17 protein-coding genes are annotated in these 18,703 nt (G+C 70.1%); 10 read left to right on the top strand and 7 right to left on the bottom strand.

Annotated features, from left to right (window positions below):
• The coding region (locus AB0C84_RS31905; RefSeq protein WP_361073785.1) for a M4 family metallopeptidase at window positions 1–313 on the top strand (313 nt) is incomplete at its 5' end.
• Between the two features lie 412 nt (window positions 314–725).
• On the opposite strand, the gene AB0C84_RS31900 is transcribed toward AB0C84_RS31905, so the two are convergent.
• Window positions 726–2,135: an alpha/beta hydrolase gene (locus tag AB0C84_RS31900; protein ID WP_361073784.1), complete on the bottom strand. Its 1,410-nt coding sequence runs from the start codon at window positions 2,133–2,135 to the stop codon at window positions 726–728.
• A 514-nt stretch (window positions 2,136–2,649) separates the two neighbouring features.
• Here AB0C84_RS31900 and AB0C84_RS31895 point away from each other — a divergent pair.
• Window positions 2,650–2,787, top strand: coding sequence for a hypothetical protein (locus AB0C84_RS31895; protein ID WP_258941000.1), 138 nt, complete (start codon window positions 2,650–2,652; stop codon window positions 2,785–2,787).
• 254 nt (window positions 2,788–3,041) lie between these two features.
• Entirely contained in the window at window positions 3,042–3,653 is a 612-nt protein-coding gene (locus AB0C84_RS31890) for a TetR/AcrR family transcriptional regulator (RefSeq protein WP_361073782.1), read from the top strand.
• A gap of 156 nt (window positions 3,654–3,809) precedes the next feature.
• On the opposite strand, the gene tcuA is transcribed toward AB0C84_RS31890, so the two are convergent.
• Entirely contained in the window at window positions 3,810–5,291 is a 1,482-nt protein-coding gene (gene tcuA / locus AB0C84_RS31885) for an FAD-dependent tricarballylate dehydrogenase TcuA (protein WP_361073780.1), read from the bottom strand.
• 293 nt (window positions 5,292–5,584) lie between these two features.
• Here tcuA and AB0C84_RS31880 point away from each other — a divergent pair, with 293 nt between their 5' ends.
• The 6 genes from AB0C84_RS31880 (at window position 5,585) to AB0C84_RS31855 (ending at window position 13,164) form a co-directional block, all read left to right on the top strand.
• Window positions 5,585–7,258: a thiamine pyrophosphate-binding protein gene (locus tag AB0C84_RS31880; RefSeq protein ID WP_361073778.1), complete on the top strand. Its 1,674-nt coding sequence runs from the start codon at window positions 5,585–5,587 to the stop codon at window positions 7,256–7,258.
• Window positions 7,259–7,618: 360 nt separating this feature from the next.
• Entirely contained in the window at window positions 7,619–8,956 is a 1,338-nt protein-coding gene (locus AB0C84_RS31875; RefSeq protein ID WP_361073776.1) for an MFS transporter, read from the top strand.
• Entirely contained in the window at window positions 8,953–10,275 is a 1,323-nt protein-coding gene (locus AB0C84_RS31870; protein ID WP_361073775.1) for an MmgE/PrpD family protein, read from the top strand. The genes AB0C84_RS31875 and AB0C84_RS31870 overlap by 4 nt, the downstream gene beginning before the upstream one ends.
• A gap of 64 nt (window positions 10,276–10,339) precedes the next feature.
• Window positions 10,340–11,296 (top strand): asparaginase, encoded by a 957-nt coding sequence (locus tag AB0C84_RS31865; protein WP_361073773.1) that lies wholly within the window; start codon window positions 10,340–10,342, stop codon window positions 11,294–11,296.
• Between the two features lie 51 nt (window positions 11,297–11,347).
• Window positions 11,348–12,259, top strand: a complete 912-nt coding sequence (locus tag AB0C84_RS31860; protein WP_361073771.1) for a polysaccharide deacetylase family protein — start codon at window positions 11,348–11,350, stop codon at window positions 12,257–12,259.
• A gap of 224 nt (window positions 12,260–12,483) precedes the next feature.
• Window positions 12,484–13,164 carry a GntR family transcriptional regulator gene (locus AB0C84_RS31855; protein WP_179842213.1) on the top strand — a complete coding sequence of 227 codons (681 nt, stop codon included), beginning with the start codon at window positions 12,484–12,486 and terminating at the stop codon, window positions 13,162–13,164.
• Window positions 13,165–13,406: 242 nt separating this feature from the next.
• Here the strand turns inward: AB0C84_RS31855 and AB0C84_RS31850 are convergent, their stop codons facing one another.
• The 3 genes from AB0C84_RS31850 to AB0C84_RS31840 all read right to left on the bottom strand — a co-directional run bounded on the left by AB0C84_RS31850 (window position 13,407) and on the right by AB0C84_RS31840 (window position 16,802).
• Window positions 13,407–14,615, bottom strand: a complete 1,209-nt coding sequence (locus AB0C84_RS31850; RefSeq protein ID WP_361073769.1) for a PAS domain-containing sensor histidine kinase — start codon at window positions 14,613–14,615, stop codon at window positions 13,407–13,409.
• Between the two features lie 322 nt (window positions 14,616–14,937).
• A complete protein-coding gene (locus AB0C84_RS31845; protein ID WP_361073767.1) occupies window positions 14,938–15,558 on the bottom strand; it encodes a hypothetical protein in 621 nt (206 codons plus the stop codon).
• 248 nt (window positions 15,559–15,806) lie between these two features.
• A complete protein-coding gene (locus tag AB0C84_RS31840; RefSeq protein ID WP_361073765.1) occupies window positions 15,807–16,802 on the bottom strand; it encodes a hypothetical protein in 996 nt (331 codons plus the stop codon).
• An 87-nt stretch (window positions 16,803–16,889) separates the two neighbouring features.
• Here AB0C84_RS31840 and AB0C84_RS31835 point away from each other — a divergent pair, with 87 nt between their 5' ends.
• On the top strand, window positions 16,890–17,480 hold the full coding sequence (locus AB0C84_RS31835; RefSeq protein WP_361073763.1) for a TetR/AcrR family transcriptional regulator: 591 nt from the start codon (window positions 16,890–16,892) through the stop codon (window positions 17,478–17,480).
• A gap of 237 nt (window positions 17,481–17,717) precedes the next feature.
• On the opposite strand, the gene AB0C84_RS31830 is transcribed toward AB0C84_RS31835, so the two are convergent.
• Window positions 17,718–18,038, bottom strand: coding sequence for a hypothetical protein (locus tag AB0C84_RS31830; protein ID WP_361073761.1), 321 nt, complete (start codon window positions 18,036–18,038; stop codon window positions 17,718–17,720).
• A 174-nt stretch (window positions 18,039–18,212) separates the two neighbouring features.
• Window positions 18,213–18,653: a hypothetical protein gene (locus tag AB0C84_RS31825; RefSeq protein WP_361073759.1), complete on the bottom strand. Its 441-nt coding sequence runs from the start codon at window positions 18,651–18,653 to the stop codon at window positions 18,213–18,215.
• Window positions 18,654–18,703 lie beyond the last annotated feature (50 nt).

Genomic DNA, 18,703 nt, shown 5'->3' with positions numbered 1-18,703 from the left:
GCACGCGGCGGCCGGCCCGCAGAACCACTGGTTCTACCTGCTCGCGGAGGGCTCGAACCCGTCCAACGGCAACCCGACCAGCCCGACCTGCAACAACTCCAGGGTCACGGGCATCGGCATCCAGAAGGCCGGCCAGATCTTCATGGGCGGCCTGAACCGCAAGGTGACGAGCTGGAGCCACGCCCGCGCCCGCGTCGCGACCCTCCAGGCGGCCAAGCAGCTGTTCCCCAGCACGGCCACCGAATGCAACGCGGTGAAGGCCGCGTGGAGTGCGATCAACGTCCCCGCGCAGAGCGGCGAGCCGACCTGCTGATCCGTCCGACAGAGCAACGCGGGACGTCGCCGACGACCTCCCGGCACGCCCGGTGCGGGACTGGCCCGCACCGGGCGTGCTCGTCGTTCACGGGAGTTTCCTTGGTGTCATTTTGTGTGCTTTCAGGCAGAGGTTCGGAGAGGGGCTCGCTAACCATCTATCGCGCGCTCCGAGCGGTCCGCTGAGAAGAACAAAGCATGCGGATGGCATGCCCTGCCCTTCACCGGTTGTTCCGCGCCACCCCGCGCTCCACCGCTACTTCGCCGCACCTGGCCACCGAGCCAGCACGGAAGCACGGACCTCAACTGGCCCTCCCAGCCGTTGTCTGGCATGTCACGAAGCTCGCGAGCGTGTCTTTGCGGTTAACGGTCATGCCGCGCGTATGCGTACGCGGGTGAAGGTCGCATGTGACTCAATGGCTCGCGGTGACAAGCGGGCGGGTGGTGGGCGTGTTTGTCTTGCATTTGGTGCCGTTAGCCGGGTGGGTGACGTGGATTAGGGCGGCGTCAACCGCGCTATTGATACACGGGTTGGTGCCGTAGGAGCCGTGTCCGATCCCTTCCCGCGTGAGCAGGACCGCAGAGTCCAGGGTTCGGATCATGTTCTCGGCCCAGTGGTGGGGGGTGACGGGGTCCAGTCGGCTTGCGACCACCAGTGCCGGCGGCGCACCAGCGCCTGTGAGCGGCTTGGTCACGCGGTCCTTGTTCGGCGCGGGCCACCGGGCGCAGTTCAGCGCGGAGTAAGCGGCCCGGGTCCCGATCCGCCTGGCCTCAGCAACGGCCCTGGCGGCTGCGGCCTTGTGCGCCGCGATGCCGGCCGGGGTCCGCCAATCGGCGCAGCGTACCGCGGTGTGGGCTTCGAACATCGCGGTAGGGACAGGGAAGGGGGATACCGTGACGCTGCTCCACAGGGTGTACAGGGGTGCGCCGTTGCCGTCTCGTACGGCCAGCAGCGCCGAGGTCAGCAGCGGCCAGGTGCTCTGGTCACCTGCCAGGGCTCGGGTGGCCTCAAGGGCCATGGCGCCGTCGAGTTCGCCTCCCGGGGTGGCGCCCTTGGCGGGTGCGATCTTCAGCGGCTTCGCTTCCAGTGTGTCGATCAGTGTGTCGAACGCCGCCTGCGGGTCTCCCGCTCCGAACGGGCACACCGCGGTCCCTTCGGTGTGGCAGGTCTCGAACCAGGCGTTGAGCGTCCGTTCGCTTGCCAGGGCGACGTCGTGGAGGAAGGGGAGGGAGTTGCCGAACCACAGGTCGGTGTCGACGGGCGCGTCGAGCACCATCTGGCGGACGCGGTGAGGGAACAGGGTGGCGTACATCGGGCCGACCACGGTGCCGTAGGACAAGCCGTAGTACGTGATCTTGTCCTCGCCGAGCGCGGAGCGGACCTGGTCGATGTCGCGGGCCACGTTGTCGCTGGACAGGCTGGCCAGGAAGTCTTTGCTCTGATGTTCGACGCAGCCGTCGGTGAATGCGGCGGCATCGGCCAGCAGACGCGGCAGGGGTCTGCCCCCGGGAACGGCCGGGTCGAAGGCGGTGCCGGCGGCGTCGGCTCGCTGCTCGTCGGTCAGGCAGCGAACGGCCTGCGATCCGCCGACGCCGCGCGGGTCCATCGCGATGATGTCGAATCTGGCGAGCACCGCGGGGGAGAAGGCGCCAGGAGTGCCAGCTGTTCTGGGCAGATTACGCAGTGTTTCAGTGGCGGGAACCCCGGGCCCGCCCGGGTTGAAGATCAGGGTGCCGATGCGGTGGTCGGGGTCGGTGGCCCGGTGCCGCATGACCGCGAGCGGAATCTGCGCGCCATCAGGCTCGGTGTATTCCTGCGGCACTTTGAGCGTGGCGCATTCGAGGCTCTTACCGCACGAGCTCCAAGCGAGCGGGTCCGGGGACGGGACGGAGGCCGACGCGCCCACTGCGGACGAGGCTCGCAACCCCGAGGCAGCAGAGGAACACCCAGTGAGAACCATGAGAGCTGCGGCGAACACCGCTCCGTACCGGGCGGCGGGCCTTGGCCTCAACTGGATCATGATGACCTTCCTTTCGCCGTACTCATGTCGTTTTCATGCAGCCGGTCCATGCCGATCGCGTAAGAAGCCGGCCGAAGAGGGCCGACGTGGTCGCGCCTCCCTCACTTCGAAGGGGTCAGTGGCCGGCCGTGTCGAGCAGAGAGGAGTACCGCAGGCGGAGCGCGCGCTCCATGCTCGCCAGAACGGCCCCGCCCCCCAGTGCGAGGTTCAGCCAGATCGGCAGGTGCATCGGCGATTCGAACGTTCCGAGCCGCTGGGTGACGGGGGAATGTGGGAGACAGGCTCAGCGAGCTGCAACAGGTTCAGGCCCGCACCGATGACGAGCAGCAACACCGATCCGATGCTGATCGCCCGGCTCAGCCCCGGACGGCGGGCACCGAAGCGCGCCCGCCGTCCCTCCGCCGAGGCCGGGTCGGGCGTCAGCTGCCGCGGCTGTCCACCCAAGGGGCGGTAGGGGCAGCGCCTGATGCCGTAGCCAGATCAGGGAGCGCAGGGGGAGCTGCCACCAGCGGAACCGCTGTAGTTCCCTGCCGTCTCCCGGCTTGAGGCGCTTTTGACGCTGCCCACTGCTTCCACGCCATGCTCCACCCCTCCTTCGCGCATGAGCCGCGACACCACTGGTCAGCGCGCCGGGCAAACGCTAGCACACTGTGCTAGTACGGCGTGCTAGTAGAGTAGGGGGCTGAGGGACGCGAAGGAGAGCGGAGCATGGAAACACGCGAGAAGATCCTCCAGGCCGCCGCAGAGATGATCGCCGAGGACATGGCCGCGAAGCTGAGCGTCCGAGCGGTCGCCGCGCGTGCGGGAGTGAGCACCGGCTCGCTGAGGTTCCACTTCCCCACCCAGCGCGCCCTGCAGGACAGCCTGCTCGCGCGGATCTACGAAGACCTGCTGCCCGGCGACCCGATCCGGGACCGGACGCTGCCGCCCCGCGAACGGCTGCTGAACTGCCTGCGGCAGGTTCTCGCGCCGCTCGGCACCAACGAAAAGGCGCGGACCGCATGGGGCACGATTTATCGGACCTTCATCGAACCCGAACCGACCGAACCGGTACGCGCCGCATACCTCGGCCATGAGCGGGAGGCGGAGCGCCGGGTCGAACACTGGCTGACCACGCTCGCCGAGGAAGGCGCGCTGCCCCCAGGAGACCACACCCGCAACGTCAGGTTCCTTCTCACCGTCCTCAACGGACTCTCGGTCGAACGCGCCCTGCCCACCAGCGAATCCGTCCTCAGCGCCGAGACCGACACCCTCAACGCCGCCGTCGACCACGTCTTCTCTACCGGCCCCGCACCACCCGCCGGGCCGACTCGGCCGTGAACCGACTGCGTCGCCTGCTCGACTGGGCCGACGGGGTTTCCGGCGACCGATCCCGGCGCTCGGACGAGGACCGCCTCGGTGCGGCGCATGTCCGCCTGTGAAGGGACGCCGCGAGGCGCCACACCCAGGGGCCACGGCCTCCCGCCTGTGCAGGCGTCAGGTGGCCGGGGTGAGAGTTGAGGCGAGTCTGGCCGCTTCCGTCCCCGCCTTGCGGCCGAACACGGTGCCCGCCGACAGGCCGCTACCGCCGGGATAGTTGTGGTAGAAGAGGCCGCCGACCATCTCTCCCGCAGCGAACAGGCCGGGAATCGCCTCGCTCTCGTGGTCGAGCACTCGTCCAGAGTCGTCGATCTTCACTCCGCCGAAGGTGAAGGTGATGCCGCAGGTCACGCCGAAAGCCAGGTAGGGGGGCTCGCTGAGAGGGAGAGCCCAGTTGCTCTTGGGGGGATGGAGCCCGGCCGTGCCCAGGCCGTCCTTGACGGAGGGGTCGAAGTGCCCAGGCCGGGTGGCGGCGTTGTAGCCCTCGACGGTGGCGGTGAGGCCGGCGACGTCGATGCCGGCGAGTTCGGCGAGTTCGGCGATCGAGTTCGCCTCGTACCGGGTGACGCCGGGGACCTGGTACTCGGCCTCACGCAGGAGCGGTGCCGTCTTGGCGTCGAAGAGCTGGAAGGCGCGGGCGCCGGGCTGGAGGAGGATCTGCGCACCGTACTTGGCGTAGGTGTAGTTGCGCAGTTCGGCGCCCTCGTCGAGGAAGCGCCTTCCTTCGGTGTTGACCACGATGCTCAGCGGATACGACTGCTTGGTGTGCCGGTTGGTCAGCTCGAAGTCGCCGGTCTCCGGGGCGTTGGCGTCCCAGGCCACCGCGTGGCAGCCGCTCCAGTGGCCGGCCGGCTGCGCGCCCGCGTCCAGCGCGGCCAGCAGGGCGGCGCCGGTGTTGTGCGGCGTACCGCGCACCTTGGCCAGATCCCAGGTCGGGCCGAGGTACTGGGCCCGCAGCAGGCGGTTGGCCTGGAATCCTCCGGCGGCCAGCACGACGGCCTCGGCGTAGAACTCCTGCTCACCTGCCCCGACACCGACCACCCGGCCGTCGGCGTCCCGCAGCAGCCGGTCAACGGCGGTGGAGCAGCGGATGTCGACGCCCTCACGTGCGGCTATGAGCCGGTGCTGGGCCACCAGGCCCTTCCCGCCGTCGACGACGGCCAACGGAAGCCCTCCCCAGAAACGGTGGCGTCCGTTGACTTCGTACGCCTGCCGCTCGTACTGGAGGCGGAATCGGATCCCGAGATCGCGCATCCATGTCAGGGCGTTCGCGATGTCATGCACCATCGTGCGGGTCAGTGAGGGATCGCACCGCCCGAGCGTGACGCGGTCCATGTCGCCGACGAAGTCGGCGGCGGTGTACGGCGCGATGTCGGTGCGCGCGTGGCGTTCGTCGTCCACCACCAGTTCCGCCAGTTCGCTGAGGTCCCGGTAGGTCGTCCGGATCGCTCCGGCGGTGAAGTAGGTGTTGCCGCCGATCGCCTCGGCGGGGCCCTTCTCGAGCATCAGCACGCGTGCGCCGGCCTGGGCGGCCGCGTGCGCGGCGCAGAACCCGGCGTTGCCGGTGCCCACGACGATGACGTCTGCCTGGGTGTCCATGGAGGGAGCCTTTCGAGTCGGCCGGCTCTGCAGCCGGTCGCGGAGCGGTGACGGGCTGAGGGCGCTCGGGAGTGCTGATGGTCGGGCTGACTTCGCAGTGTACATGTGTATACCGAGGTCCTCCAGAGCTGGAACATTGCTCCCGAACAGGCAGATCGCCACCCCAGGGTGCGGCGTCGCGGTCGTCGAACGAACTGGAACCGGTCTCTGATTGTGCAGGTGAGATAGGTTTTCTCGATTCCTCGGAACTCATCGTTGAGGATCGTGAATTCATCTGTGTACACTCGCATGCCATGAGCGAGGATGTGGAAGACGTCACAGGCGCCGTCGTCGCCGCCCTGGTCGCCGAGGACACGGATGTGGTCTTCGCGCTGATGGGTGACGGCAACGTGGACCTGCTCGCGCGGATAGCGGCCGGAACCGGCATCAAGCTGGTGCACGCCTGCCACGAGCAGGGGGCCGTCGCCATGGCGGACGGCTACGCGCGGTTCTCCGGCAGGCCCGGGGTGGCGAGCGTGACGCACGGCCCCGGCCTCAGCAACACCGCCACCTCGCTGCTGACCGCCGCGGCGGCCCGTTCCGGTGTCGTGCTGCTGGCGCCCGATACGCCGACCGGCGATCTCGATCATCCCCAGCGTTTCGACCAGCGCGGATTCATCGGCGCGACGGGGGCGTACTTCCGGCCCCTGCACCGGCCCGGCACGGTGTACACCGACACCGCCGCCGTCTTCCGCCACGTGCGCGCCGGCAGGGGGCCGGCGGTGCTCAACGCCCCCACCGACGTCATGCACGCCCGATTGCCGGCCGGGGCCGGCGTCTACGAGCCGACGGCCGCCCCGCCCGCGCCTCCGCCGCCCGCCCCCCGCCTCGTCGCCGAGGCGGCGGCGGCCCTCGCCGCCGCCCGGCGCCCTGCGATCCTGGTCGGGCGGGGGGTGGCGCCGGACGGCGGGGCGGCCGCCGTGGGAGAGCTCGCCGACCTGCTGGCGGCGCCGATCGCCACGACCCTGAAGGCGAAAGGCCTGCTGGCCCGCCATGCGCGGCACGTCGGCGTGGCAGGCGGGCTCGGCTCCGGGCATGCCGGCAGGGTGCTCGCCGAAGCCGACTGCGTCCTCGTGCTCGGAGCGTCGGCCAACCAGTGGACCACCGACGGCGGCACCGCTTTCTCCGGCGGTGTCGTGGTGCACGCCGACCGGGACGGCGAGGCCATCGGCAGGCATACCCCAGCGGACATCGCCCTGGTGGGAGACGCGGCGGCCACCGCGAGCGCTCTCTGCGCCCTCATCGGCGGCAGCGGCCGTCCCGCACCCGCCGGGTGGACCGTTCCGGACGGCCCCGACCAGCGTGTTCCCGTGGCACCTGATTCCTCACCGGTCCATCCCCGGCTCGCCGTGGAGGCGCTCGACGCCGTCCTGCCGGAGGACCGGCTGCTCGTCGTCGACGCCGGCCATTTCGGCTCCTATGCCCAGCAGACTCTGCGCAGCTGGGATCCCGGCCGCTATGCCTTCACCCACGAATTCGGCGCTATCGGGCAGGCCCTGGGGGTGGCGATCGGCGCCGCGGTCGCCCGTCCCGGCGAACGGGTGACGGCCGTTCTCGGCGACGGATGCCTGATGATGAGCCTGAGTGAACTGTCAACGGCCGTGCGGTACCGGCTTCCGCTGACCCTCTTCGTGATGAACGACGGGGGCTACGGGCAGGAACGCCACAGCCTGACCGCCAAGGGCCTGCCGGACACGGAGGCATGGCACGCATGGCCGGACGTCGGCCAGGTGGCTCGGGGGTTCGGCATCCCCGCGCACTGCATCCGGTCCGTACGGGACCTCGACCTGCTCCAGCGGACGCTGCCCGAAGCCACCGGACCGGTGCTGTTCGACGTCCACATCGACCCGGAACCGCAGAATCCCGCCTTCGCCGATATCGCCTCCCGGCTGAGCGGAACCGCCCTCAGCCAGACCCCGTCCACGTGAACCTCACGCCGGCGCCTTCCACGCGCGCCGAAGCCCGCCCCTTACGGCCGCTCACCAGCGGTCAGTTCACCGCCGGTCGACACACAGGCGACCCGTCGGCCCGCTAGACGCGGTACCCCGCGCGAGGCCGGCCCGCCGGAGACCACCCCTTCCGCAACGCCATCAGGGATGACGCCGCATGGCGGCTTCCGATCCTTCGCGCCGTCCGGCGCGGAAGTTCGCCGGAGCAGGCCAACGCGCGGCCCAGCCGTGACCCCCACCCGAACAGGCGACCACGCCGTTCACATCCGCGGTGCCAAGTCATCGGCGCCCACGCACCATCGCACGCTCAAGGCGCCACAACCGAAGGAGATGGAAGTTGTGCCGCACGTTCAGAAAGAAATAGACGACACCGGTACTCCAGCACCGTCCCTGGCGGAGGCCACGAAGGTAGCCAGAGCAGCATTTCTCGGCACCGCCATCGAATGGTACGACTTCTACATCTACGCCAGCACCGCGGCACTGGTGTTCGGTACCCAGTTCTTTCCCGAAATGTCCGATGTCGCGGCCACTCTCGCCTCCTTCGCGACCATCGCCGTGGCCTTCGCCGCCCGTCCGATCGGGGGGCTGATCTTCGCTCACTTCGGCGACCGCATCGGCCGCAAGGCGACCCTGGTGGTGTCCCTGGTCCTGATGGGCGTCAGCACGATGCTCGTGGGCGTCCTGCCGACGTACGAGACGGCGGGCGCGATCGCCCCGGTCCTCCTGGTGCTGCTCCGCTTCGTCCAGGGCGCCGCCGTGGGCGGCGAGTGGGGCGGAGCCGTGCTGATGGCCACCGAGTTCGCCCCGAACGACCGCAGGGCCCGGCTCTCCGCCTGGCCGCAGCAGGGCGTCACCGCGGGGCTCGCCCTCTCGACGGGCGTGCTGCTGGTGATCACCCTCGTCATCCCCGACCAGACCTACCTCGACTGGGGCTGGCGGGTGCCGTTCCTGTCCAGCGCCGCGCTGATCGTGGTGGGGCTGGTGCTCCGGCTGCGGATCAGCGAGTCCCCGGTGTTCGAGGCCGGCCGCAGGAAGGCCGAGGCCGGCGCCGGTCCGGAGACGGCCTCCAAGCTGCCGATCGTGAGCGTCGTCAAGCAGGCCCGCCGGACGACCCTGCTCGCCACCCTCGCCTACGTGTCGGTCAGCACCACGTTCTACGTCGCCTTCATCTTCCTGCTGGCCCACGCGACGGGCAAGCTGGAGATGAGCAAGGCGTCCGCGCTCACGGCTGTGCTCATCTCGGCCGGCGCCTACTCCGTCGGCCTCCGCCTGTCAGCGGGAACGGCCGACAAGCGCGGACGGCGCACGGCCCTGATGTGGGGCCTGGGCGGGGCCATCGTGACGATCTTCCCGGCACTCGCGCTCATCGAGACCGGCGAGCCCGTTCTCTTCACGGTCGCCATGGTGGTGTTCGCCTTCCCGGTCGGCTTCGCCTACGCCCCGGTGGGCGTCTACTTCGCAGAGTTGTTCCCGACCGCCATCCGGTACTCGGGCGTGACGGCGGCCAACCAGGCCGGCTCGCTCCTGGGAGCGGCCGTGGCCCCCTTCATCGCCGTCGGCCTCTACGAGGGGCTCGGCATGTACGCCGTCGGAGCCTACGTGGTACTGGTCTCCGTGATCAGCGCCGGTGCCGTCCGGGCGCTCGGCGAGACCCGTCATCTCGACCTGAGGCGGTGAGCACGACCGTGCACAGCATCGACGAGGCCGTGGCGGCGGCGGCCGATCTGGACCTGGCCCTGGTGCCCGGGTCCGCCGTCCGGCACGCCCAGCGCGTGATCGCCGACACCGTCGCCGCCGCCGGGGCCACGACGCCGGAGATCGCCGCCCTGGTCGCGCTGGACGAGCGCAACGGCCTGGTGACACCGGTCGGCAAAGCGGGGGCCGGGCATTCGGCGACGGTGCTTCCGGCACCCGGCAGGCGTACATATCCCGAGCATGCGGCTTTCCTCAACGCGACCGCGGGAACCGCCTTGGAACTGGACGAGGGCATGCGCCCGACCGGGCATCCGGCCGTGCAGGTGGTCCCTGCGGCGCTCGCCGTCGCCGAGCACCTGCACGCGCCCGGCGCCGACCTCCTGCGCTCGGTCATCGCGGGCTACGAGGTGAGCAGCCGGCTGTTCCGGGCGGTCCGGCTGCGGCCGGGCGTGCATCCCCACGGGCACCTGGGAGCCCTCGGCGCCGCGGTCGCCGTGGCGCTGCTCGATGGCACCGACCCCGTGGCCGCGGCTCGCATCGCCGCCACGGGACCCGTGCTGGCGACGTGGCAGCCCTGCTACGAGGGCGCGACCGCGCGCAACGCCTTCACCGGACACGCCGCGGCGAGCGGGGTGCGCGCCACGGCGATGGCGCAGGCCGGGTACCGGGGTTCGGCGGGAGCGCTGGAGGACGCGTTCGGCCGGGTGGCGGGCGAGATCGTCGACGGACCGGAGCTGTCGGGCCCGCTGGACTACGGCGGGCTCGGCATCACCCGCAACTACTTCAAGGTCCACAGCGCATGCGCCCTGACGCACTGCGCGATCGAGGCGGCGCTGGCCATCGGGACCGTACCGGTCGACGCGATCCGGGAGGTCCGGGTGGACACGGTGAGCATCAACCTCAAGATCGCCCGCCAGCCCGCCCCGAACGACCTGTCCGGCCGGTTCTCCCTGCCCTACGCGGTGGCGACCGCCCTGCTCGTCGGCGGCAGCGGCGTCGATGCCTTCCGCTACCGTCCCGCCGTCGCCGAGCTGGCGCGCAAGGTGACGGTCCGGGCCGATGCCGGATTCGACGCACGGTGGCCGGAAGCCGCCCCGGCCCGTGTCACCGTACGGACCGACGACGGCGCCCTGACCGCCGTCGTGGACAACCCTCGCGGCCACCACACCCGCCCTCTCAGCGCGGAGGAGCATCGCGACAAGTTCGTGGCGCTCCTGGGCGACTCACCGACGTCCAGAGCATGGTGGGACCGTCTCACAGAGCTGACCGCGGTGACCGACTGCGCGGAACTGTTCGCGTAGGCGCAAGGACGATCGGAGGCGAAGCGGTGCGAGGAGGCCGAGTGTCGAGGACGGGAGCAGAACGATGAGCAACGGCACAGTGAGCCTGCTGGCCATGGGCGGCACCGTCGCGGCGGCTCTCGACGAGGGCGGCGCGGCGCCACGCCATGGCGCCGGCGACCTGGCGGGCACGGTCAGCGGGCTGCCGGTCGCCGTCCGGCCGCGCGACGTGCGCACCGTGCCGAGCCGCGCCGTCACCCTCGACGACATGTGGACGCTGGCCGCGGCGGTGCGCGAGGAGATCGAGGGCGGCGCCGCGGGCGTGGTCGTCACCCATGGCACCGACACCCTTGAGGAAACGGTGTACGCGCTGGCGATGCTGGTGGACACGGACGTCCCCGTCGTGGTCACCGGAGCCATGCGCGCCCCGCACCTGCCGGGCGCCGACGGGCCCGCCAACATCAGGGCGGCCATCAGCGCGGCGCTGCACCCGTCTCTCGCCGGGTACGGTCCCGTGGTGGTCTTCCAGGACGAGATCCATGTCGCTCGACTGGTGACCAAGCACCACAGCACCCGGGTCGCGGCGTTCGCCTCCCCCTCCGCCGGCCCCGTCGGGTTCCTGGTGGAGAACGAGGTGGAACTGCTGCTCGGTCCGCCGCCCGTCACCGACCGGCTCCCGGTCACCGCAGCGCCGGACCGGAGGGTGGAGATCGTACCGGCGATGGCCGGTGCGGACGGGCGGCTGGTCGACGCCATCGCCGCCGAGGTCGACGCGCTCGTGGTCGCCGGCACGGGTGCCGGGCACCTGCCGCCGCCACTGGCGGACGCGCTGGTACGCGTCGTTCGCGGAGACCGGCCCGTGGTCCTCGCCAGCAGATGTGAGGACGGGCCCATCCTGCGGCGCACCTACCGCGGCCACGGTTCGGAGACCCAACTGCTGGCCGACGGGCTGCTCGCCTCGCGGACGCTGTCACCGCTCAAGGCGAGGCTCCGCCTGGTGTTCGGCCTCTCCGCCGGACTGACCGCCCGGCAGCTCTTCTGATCCTGCCGCTCCCGCCCCCGCCGCGCGCACCGTCGCCACTGAAGGAGACAGATGGACACCCTGGCACCACGCGACTTCGTCGGCTACGGCCCGAACCCGCCCGACTTCGCGTGGCCGAACGGCGCGCGGCTCGCCGTGAACTTCGTCGTCAACTACGAGGAGGGCGCCGAACGCAACGTCCTGGACGGCGATCCGGCGCACGAGACGCTGGTCGAAGCCCGGTACGAGGTTCCGGCCGGGCAGCGTGAGCTGTTCGCGGAGTCGACGTTCGAGTACGGCAGCCGCGTCGGCATCTGGCGGCTCCTGGAGACGCTGGACGAGCATGGGATCGTTCCCACCGTGTTCGCCTCGGCCCTCGCGCTGGAACGCAACGCCGCCGTGACCGAAGCGATCAACGCGCGCGGCTGCGACGTGGTGGGGCACGGCTACCGCTGGATCCCGCACACCGGCCTGAGCGAAGCGCAGGAGCGCCGCAACATCGTCGACTGCGTCGAGACGCTGGAGCGCCTCACCGGGCGGCGGGTCCAGGGCTGGTTCACCCGTCCGCCCAACACGGTGCGCACCCGCTCACTGCTGGCCCAGGCCGGCCTCGTCTATGACGCGGGCTCGGTCAGTGACGACATTCCCTATTACGAGGCGGTGGACGGCCGGCCCTTCCTGATCGTCCCCTATTCGCTCGACGTCAACGACACGAAGTTCTACAAGGGGCAGTTCTTCACCGCGGACGACTTCGCGCGCTACGCGATCGACTGCTTCGACACCCTCGCGGCCGAGAGCGCGCGGCGCCCCCGGCTGATGTCTGTCGGCCTGCACCCCAGGATCATCGGCCGTCCGGCCCGGCTGCCCGGGCTGCTGCGCCTGATCGAGCACCTCAGCGCGAACGACGACGTCTGGATCGCGGGCCGCGACGAGATCGCCCGCTTCTGGCTGGAGACGTTCCCGCCCGAGACCGCGCATGCCTAACCGATCGCCGGTCACCGCTCAATTGTATACAGTGGCTTACGAGCGATCCGAAGCTGTGCCGTAGAGGGCATTTATTCGCCTCACTCTTGCGCGGTGTCCCGTGTAGCGGTCGACCGTGAACCACCAGAGCGTAGGGCGCGTCGACAGCCTCACAAAGATGCGGCTAGATTGTATGCGGCTGCGCACTGGCCTCACATCGGCACCGTCAACGACTAAGGAGTGGCATGAAGCCTGCACCGGCCGGACCGAGCCGATCGGTCGCGGCCCTCCCCGAGAACCGGCGCCACGCTCTCTACGAGCAGCTCAAGCAGTCGATCTATCTCGGCGACCTGGAGCCGGGCCGGTACCTGGTCGAGAGCACGCTCGCAGCCATGTACGAGGTCAGCCGCACCCCCGTCCGGGAGGCGCTCCTGCGTCTCGAGCAGGACGGGCTGGTCGTGCGGGACAGCGGAGGCCTGACGGTTCGCGACCACAGCCCGGACGAGATCCTGGATCTCTACGAGGTGCGGATCCTCCTGGAACGCGAGGCGGGGCGGGCGGCCGCCGGCCGGCGCACGACGCACGATCTTCTGACACTGCGGAAAGCCGCCAAGCACTACGAGGTCGTCGACGTCGACAATCCGCGCGGAATGGTCGAGACGAATAGGGAGTTCCACAAGGCCGTCTGGCGATGCACTCACCAGCTCGCGCTGCTCGACCTGCTTGAACGCCTCGACCTGCATCTGGGCCGCTTCCCCAATACGACGCTGACGTATCCGAACCGGCGGGAAGCGACGATCGAACAGCATCGCGCGATCGTGCGTGCCATCGAGGCGCGGGACCAGGAACGGGCGGGCGACCTCTGCGCCCAGCATTTCAGCGATGCCCGCGACATCCGGCTGGCCCAGTGGGAGGACGAGGACTGAGCCGGCAGGCCACCCGCTCCCACCCACACCCCCCGCGGTCCGGGCAAGCGATCCCGGTAAATCGTGGGGCTTGTGTTCTAGATGACTGAGGTGCGTCTGCGGCGCTTCTCGGGTGAGCTGCCCGTCAATTCGAGACATCGGTTGTTCGTGCGTTGCTCACCACTTCTGGGAGTGGCGCGGAGCGCGAGCACTGCCCGCGCCGACTGTTGGTTCGTCCCCGGCTCGGAGGCGAGGTCGGCTTGTCATGCAGAGGCGCATGGCAGGCGAAGGATCATGCGCGTTCCGCTGGTGTGGTCGGCTATATGAAGGTCGCCGTGGTGGGCGCGGGCGATCTGGCGGGCGATGGGCAGGCCCAGGCCGGTGCCTTCAGGGTCCCTGCGGCGGGCGTCGGCGCGGCGGTAGAAGCGATGGAAGACCGCTTCCCGCTCGCTGGCGGGTATTCCGGCCCCGTCGTCGATGACCTCGATGTACGCCTGTTCGTCGCGTTGGTAGACCTTGACGTGGATCATGCTGATGGCGTGCCGGTCGGCGTTGGTCAGCAGGTTCGACAGCAGCCGTGCCAGGCGGACCGCGGAGGCTTCGACCACGATGCCGGGGGTGATGTCGACGGTGGTGTCGCAGGCCAGGTCGGCGCGCGCGAGTTCGGCGGCCACCAGCGCCGACAGGTCGACCGTTTCGGTGGAGAAGGGAGTGTTGCCTTCGAGCCGCGCCAGTTCGAGCAGGTCGCTGACGATGTCACCAAGCCGTTCGGCGTCCTGCAGCGCCGCGTGCAGGACCTGCCGCGAGTCGGCCTGGGGGTCGGACAGGGCCACCTGCAGTCTGGTCTGCAGGCCGGTAAGCGGACGGCGCAGGTCATGGGAGGTGTCGGCCACCACCTGCTGCTGCTGGCGCAGCGCCGCGCGGGCCGCGGCGGTGGCCTGCCGCTCACGCAGCCGTGCCCTGCGCAGCCGCCGGTTGGCCTCCTGGAGCTCCTGCGCCCGCAGGAACAGTTCGGCTTCGGCCGCCTCCACCTGGTCGGCCAGGGACCGCTCGTCGGCCGCCCCAGCTGACCGCAGCCGCTGGATGTAGGAAGTGACCTCTTCGACCCGGTTGACCACGCAGGCGACCCGGCCGTCCGGGCCCAGCAGGGGCGCGTTCACGGCAGTCCAATACCGTTCCTCGAAGAGACCCGGCCTCCCGGCCACCTGTACGTCGTAGCGCACCAGTGGCATGACATCGACGTCGCCTTCGGCCAGCACACGCTCCAGTGAGGCACGCAACTCCTGCACGCCCTGCCCGGACGGACCACCCGGAAAGACGTCAAAGATCTGATGCCCGAGCAGCCGTCCCCTAGGGCGTTCCACGACATGCTCATACGCCCGGTTCACCGCCAGGTACACCAGGTCGGACGACAGCACCGCACACCCAGCGGGAACCGCGTCGAACACTGCCGAGTAGTCCAGCCTGGTCATGCCCACTACCTACCCGGAACACGCCAAGACTCCTCCACGGCACTTCCGCACTGCCATAAGACGTGCGCTGATCGAGGAAGTCGGCATCGTGCCCGGCGCAAACCCTGTGCCGGCACTCCTTCGACGCCGTGATCGGCATGGTCACCGGCCTCGATCGGAAGTCAAAGCCTGGTCCGGACTCCTTCTGGCAGCGGCGGGGGAGTGGCTGACCCACTGGCTGGCCCCCGTACCGGAGCCGCGTCCACCGCTCACGTTCGCCTAGACCTGCCCCGGTACCTGAGCGCCAATGGCTCTGGCCGAGGTATCGACTGCCCGAACGGGGCTACGCGCGGGAGTGTCTCGACGACCTGGCGCGAGTTGGTCGTTCGGGCACGGACCCGATCGCGATCGATACCAGCAGCACGAGCCCGGCGGCCGCCACCACCTGGCTCTCTCCTACTGCTGGGAGGTCCGACTTGGGACCGCCGACGGGCGCGAAACGTCCTCGCGGATCCAGGACGACCGGCATGATGTCGCCGCGCCCGTACCCTTCACAGCTGGTCGCGAGTTCACGCGGGATCCGCGCCCCACCGGTCCGGTGCAGCGTGCAGTGGTGGCTCTCGGAGCCGCGGCTCTGCGTCGTCCAGGTCCGCTCCACGACTGCCTCGGCGTCGACGCCGACCAGCGTCATCGCGATGTCGCGCGCAGCCACGACACCGACGATGTAGACAACGAACGCCGCCAGGACGCCGAGGGTCAGCGGCACGCCGCGGAACGGCATCGGCCGCCGGGTGCGGTACAGCCAACCCAGTGCCATCACCACGCCGATCATCCCGGACACGGCGATCAGCGCCGCAGCGGTCGTCCCCCACCACAGGTAACCGGCCGCGGCGAACGCGAATCCGAGCACGGCCGCACCCACCACCAGACCACCACGACGCACGGCGGAACCGATGACAGACACGCACCCTCCACGAGATCAGACCGAACGCCAGAGCCTAACTGTGACCCACCACCTCGTCAGGACGCGCTGCGGCGTCAAGCCCACCCGGCCCTGTTCTCCGTGCGGTGCCGCTGAGTACATGTTCTCGGCGCGCCGGTGGATGGAGCGCGCCTTCGAGGAGGAGATCGACGACGAGTTGCTCGGACTATTTGCGGCCTCGTCCTGATCGGTGGCCGATATCCGCAATCCGCAACTCCACCCACAGAGCGTCAGATGGTGGCGAAAGTGGTTCCGATGGCCGTCATCCGCTCGACGGTGAGGGCCGGGTCGAGCAGGGCTTCGGGGGTGTGCAGGCCCGGGCCGACGGGTTCGCCGCGCAGGCCGAGGAGCCGCTCGACGCCGAGGGCGATGCCGAGGGCCGTGAGGGGGCGCTGGCCGGCGGGGTGGAAGAGGTGGCGGCGGGTGCGGAGAGGGGCGCCGGACGGGCCCGTTCCCTCCAGGTCGATGAGGACCTCGGTGGAAGCGGGCTCGCCGCGTCTCCGGCTGGCCGAAGCGCCGACGGCGAAGTCGAAGTGGACCTCACTCGCCCCGGTGGCCAGGGCGAGACTCGGGACGTCGAGGATGGCGATCCGCCGGCCGGGCAGCACGACACCGTCGATGCTGGGCACACCCACCTCCGCCTCGTCCCCGGAGACCCAGGTGAAGGCCCCGTCCCGGCGCACCAGGCCGGCGGAGGTGACAGCGGCCAGGCGCTCCAGGTCGTCGAGCGCTGCCGGTCCGCCGGCGTCCTGCTCGTCGAGTACGGCGGCGATCCGGATGGCGTCGAGCCGCCCGAAATCCCGGGCCAGGTCCAGGGCCACGAGGACGATCAGGCCGGCCAGATAGTGGCTGGCCAGCAGCACCGGTGCGGCACTCGCCCGCTGGGCGCCGGCGACGACCTCCGGGGCGATGTCGACCAGGCCGCTGGAGATGCTGAGGTAGGGCAGGCCGCGCTCCTGGGCGTAGCCGAGCCCGTGCAGGCGGGAGTCACGCACTGCCGCGACCACGGCGGAGAAGCTCTGTTCGGCGGGGAGGCCGAGGTCGGGACGTTGAAGGTCGAGGGTGACGGCGGTGGCATCGCCGAGCCTGTCGGCGACCTTCCGGGCGCGGTCGAGGTTGCGGCCCGCGATGGCCAGGGGCAGGTCCGGATGCCACTCCCGTAGGACGGCAGCGGTGTCCGAACCCGCCTGGCCCGATCCGCCCATGATCAAAACCGGCTGCTTCATCTGCGGAAGTCCTCTCACTCGCATCAAGCTACATTTTGTAGCCTACACTTTGTAGCTTAAGCTGGCGTCGTGACGCAAGGGAGGACGATGAAGGCATCCACGACCCGCCTGTCCAAACAGGCCAGGCGGGAGCAACTGCTCGATTCGGCGACGGCGATGGTCCGCGACCGTGGGGCAGACGGCCTGACCCTGGTCACGCTCGCTGAGGCCGCCGAGGTGAGCCGGCCGATCGTGTACGACCACTTCGGCACCCGTCAGGGGCTTCTCGTCGCGCTCTACCGGCGGCTCGACGAGCAACACCGGGCCGCGCTGACGCAGGCACTGACGGAAGCAGGGCCTGACGCACGCGGGGTCGCAGGGCTGATGAGCCAGGCCTACCTCACCTGCGCCACGGCCATGCCGGAGCTCAACGCGATCTCGGCGGCGTTGAAGGGGAGCCGGGAGATGGAAGCGGTCCAGCACGAACTTCTCGATGACTACACCGACCTGATGGCCGACGCGCTGGCCCCGCACTCCGGCCTCGACGCTCAGGCGCTCCGGCTACGCTGCGCAGGTGCACTGGGCGCCGCCGAGGCGATCGCCGCCGAACTCAACCACGGGCGCACAACCGTCACCGACGCAACCGACGCGCTAACGGACCTGATCATGAGCTGCCTGGCCGCCGCGCCCCGCCGCTAACGCCACTCGTCGTTCGCATGGCTTCGTCCGCGTGTAGCGGCAACGTTCGTCGATGAGTTTGGGCAACGCCCTTGATCGATGGTGGGTCTTGGTTCCCCCGGCTCCACGGACGCCTTGCTCTTCCCCCGGTTCTCCGGTCACATTTCTGAGGAGACGGCGGGCCGGCGGCGGCGCAGGTGGTGGCGGCGGTCAGAGCGAGCAAGATCGGACCCCATGCACCGATCGGGGCGATGGCGGTCATGGCCAGCGCCTGCCACCGACGGTCGGGACCCACTCCGGGAGCACCTCACCCCACCGACTGACCAGGCCGATCGCCGCCAGCGCCGCGACCTCGGTCAGGACGCTGAGCCCGAACACGTACGGGATGGAGATCGCCAGGTGGGGCATGCCGATGTCCTGGACCTGTCCCATCGGGAAGTGGAACGCGAACGGCAACCGCCACAGGCACGACGGCAGCAACAGCAACGGCAGCGCGTAGGCCAGCCGCAGAGCCCAGCGAGGGGCCGGCCGTTCGGTGTCGCTGACGGCCGGAACCTTGTGAATCAGCTTGATCGCCATGTGCGTCAGGTTGCCTGGCCTGCGAACACCGCAGATCACCCGCGATGGTGAAGTGGCTCCCCCGGACAGGGGCTGGGCTCAGTAGGACAGGCCCATCGACACCGCGTAGGCCATGTAGTCGGCCTCGGGCTTGCTCCCGGCGTTGAGGCGCGGGCGCGCTGGGGCCGCGGCTTCTTATGCGTCGATGACGGGTGCGCAGGTCTTCACGTAGATCAGGCGGCTGACGCCGGCCGTCACCGCCATCGCCGCTACGAGGCCCGCCCAGTTCAGCCCGGGTGCGGTCAGCTTCTCGAAGGTGATGGAGAAGGGGACCGTCGCGATGGCGAGGGCGACGGTGACGCCGAGCCACTGGACGCCGTGGCCGCCGTAGCTGTGCTCCCTCGTCCACACCCTGCCCTCGGGCGTCCGCGAGCTGTTCTTGCGGAAGCCGACGAGGAACACCACCGCCGCGGCGGCGACCTCCCCGGCCAGGACGCCCACGGCGGGTGGCCCGAAGACGTCCTCGATCTCCAGCCAGGCGCCGGCCGCGATGCCGAGCGAGCCTCCGAGGACCAAGGCGAGAAGGGGCAGCACCGGGCCGACCCATCCGGAGCCGGTGGTCTTCGCGCGTCCCAAGGTTTCCTCCCGCTCACCCGATTCCGCAGATCGTCCGATCATGCCGGACG

The sequence above is a fragment of the Actinomadura sp. NPDC048955 genome, assembly GCF_040649435.1.
GTDB lineage: Bacteria > Actinomycetota > Actinomycetes > Streptosporangiales > Streptosporangiaceae > Spirillospora > Spirillospora luteofluorescens.
The sequence above is the reverse complement of the archived record's forward strand: the minus strand, read 5'-3'. Positions and strand labels throughout refer to the sequence as shown.

Bases quoted from the DNA above. Each gene is read 5' to 3' on its own strand.
- AB0C84_RS31880 (WP_361073778.1), top strand. From the start codon at position 5,585: ATGAGCGAGGATGTGGAAGACGTCACAGGCGCCGTCGTCGCCGCCCTG.
- tcuA (WP_361073780.1), bottom strand. From the start codon at position 5,291: ATGGACACCCAGGCAGACGTCATCGTCGTGGGCACCGGCAACGCCGGG.
- AB0C84_RS31855 (WP_179842213.1), top strand. From the start codon at position 12,484: ATGAAGCCTGCACCGGCCGGACCGAGCCGATCGGTCGCGGCCCTCCCC.
- AB0C84_RS31860 (WP_361073771.1), top strand. From the start codon at position 11,348: ATGGACACCCTGGCACCACGCGACTTCGTCGGCTACGGCCCGAACCCG.
- AB0C84_RS31850 (WP_361073769.1), bottom strand. From the start codon at position 14,615: ATGACCAGGCTGGACTACTCGGCAGTGTTCGACGCGGTTCCCGCTGGG.
- AB0C84_RS31865 (WP_361073773.1), top strand. From the start codon at position 10,340: ATGAGCAACGGCACAGTGAGCCTGCTGGCCATGGGCGGCACCGTCGCG.
- AB0C84_RS31830 (WP_361073761.1), bottom strand. From the start codon at position 18,038: ATGGCGATCAAGCTGATTCACAAGGTTCCGGCCGTCAGCGACACCGAA.
- AB0C84_RS31835 (WP_361073763.1), top strand. From the start codon at position 16,890: ATGAAGGCATCCACGACCCGCCTGTCCAAACAGGCCAGGCGGGAGCAA.
- AB0C84_RS31840 (WP_361073765.1), bottom strand. From the start codon at position 16,802: ATGAAGCAGCCGGTTTTGATCATGGGCGGATCGGGCCAGGCGGGTTCG.
- AB0C84_RS31895 (WP_258941000.1), top strand. From the start codon at position 2,650: ATGACGAGCAGCAACACCGATCCGATGCTGATCGCCCGGCTCAGCCCC.
- AB0C84_RS31890 (WP_361073782.1), top strand. From the start codon at position 3,042: ATGGAAACACGCGAGAAGATCCTCCAGGCCGCCGCAGAGATGATCGCC.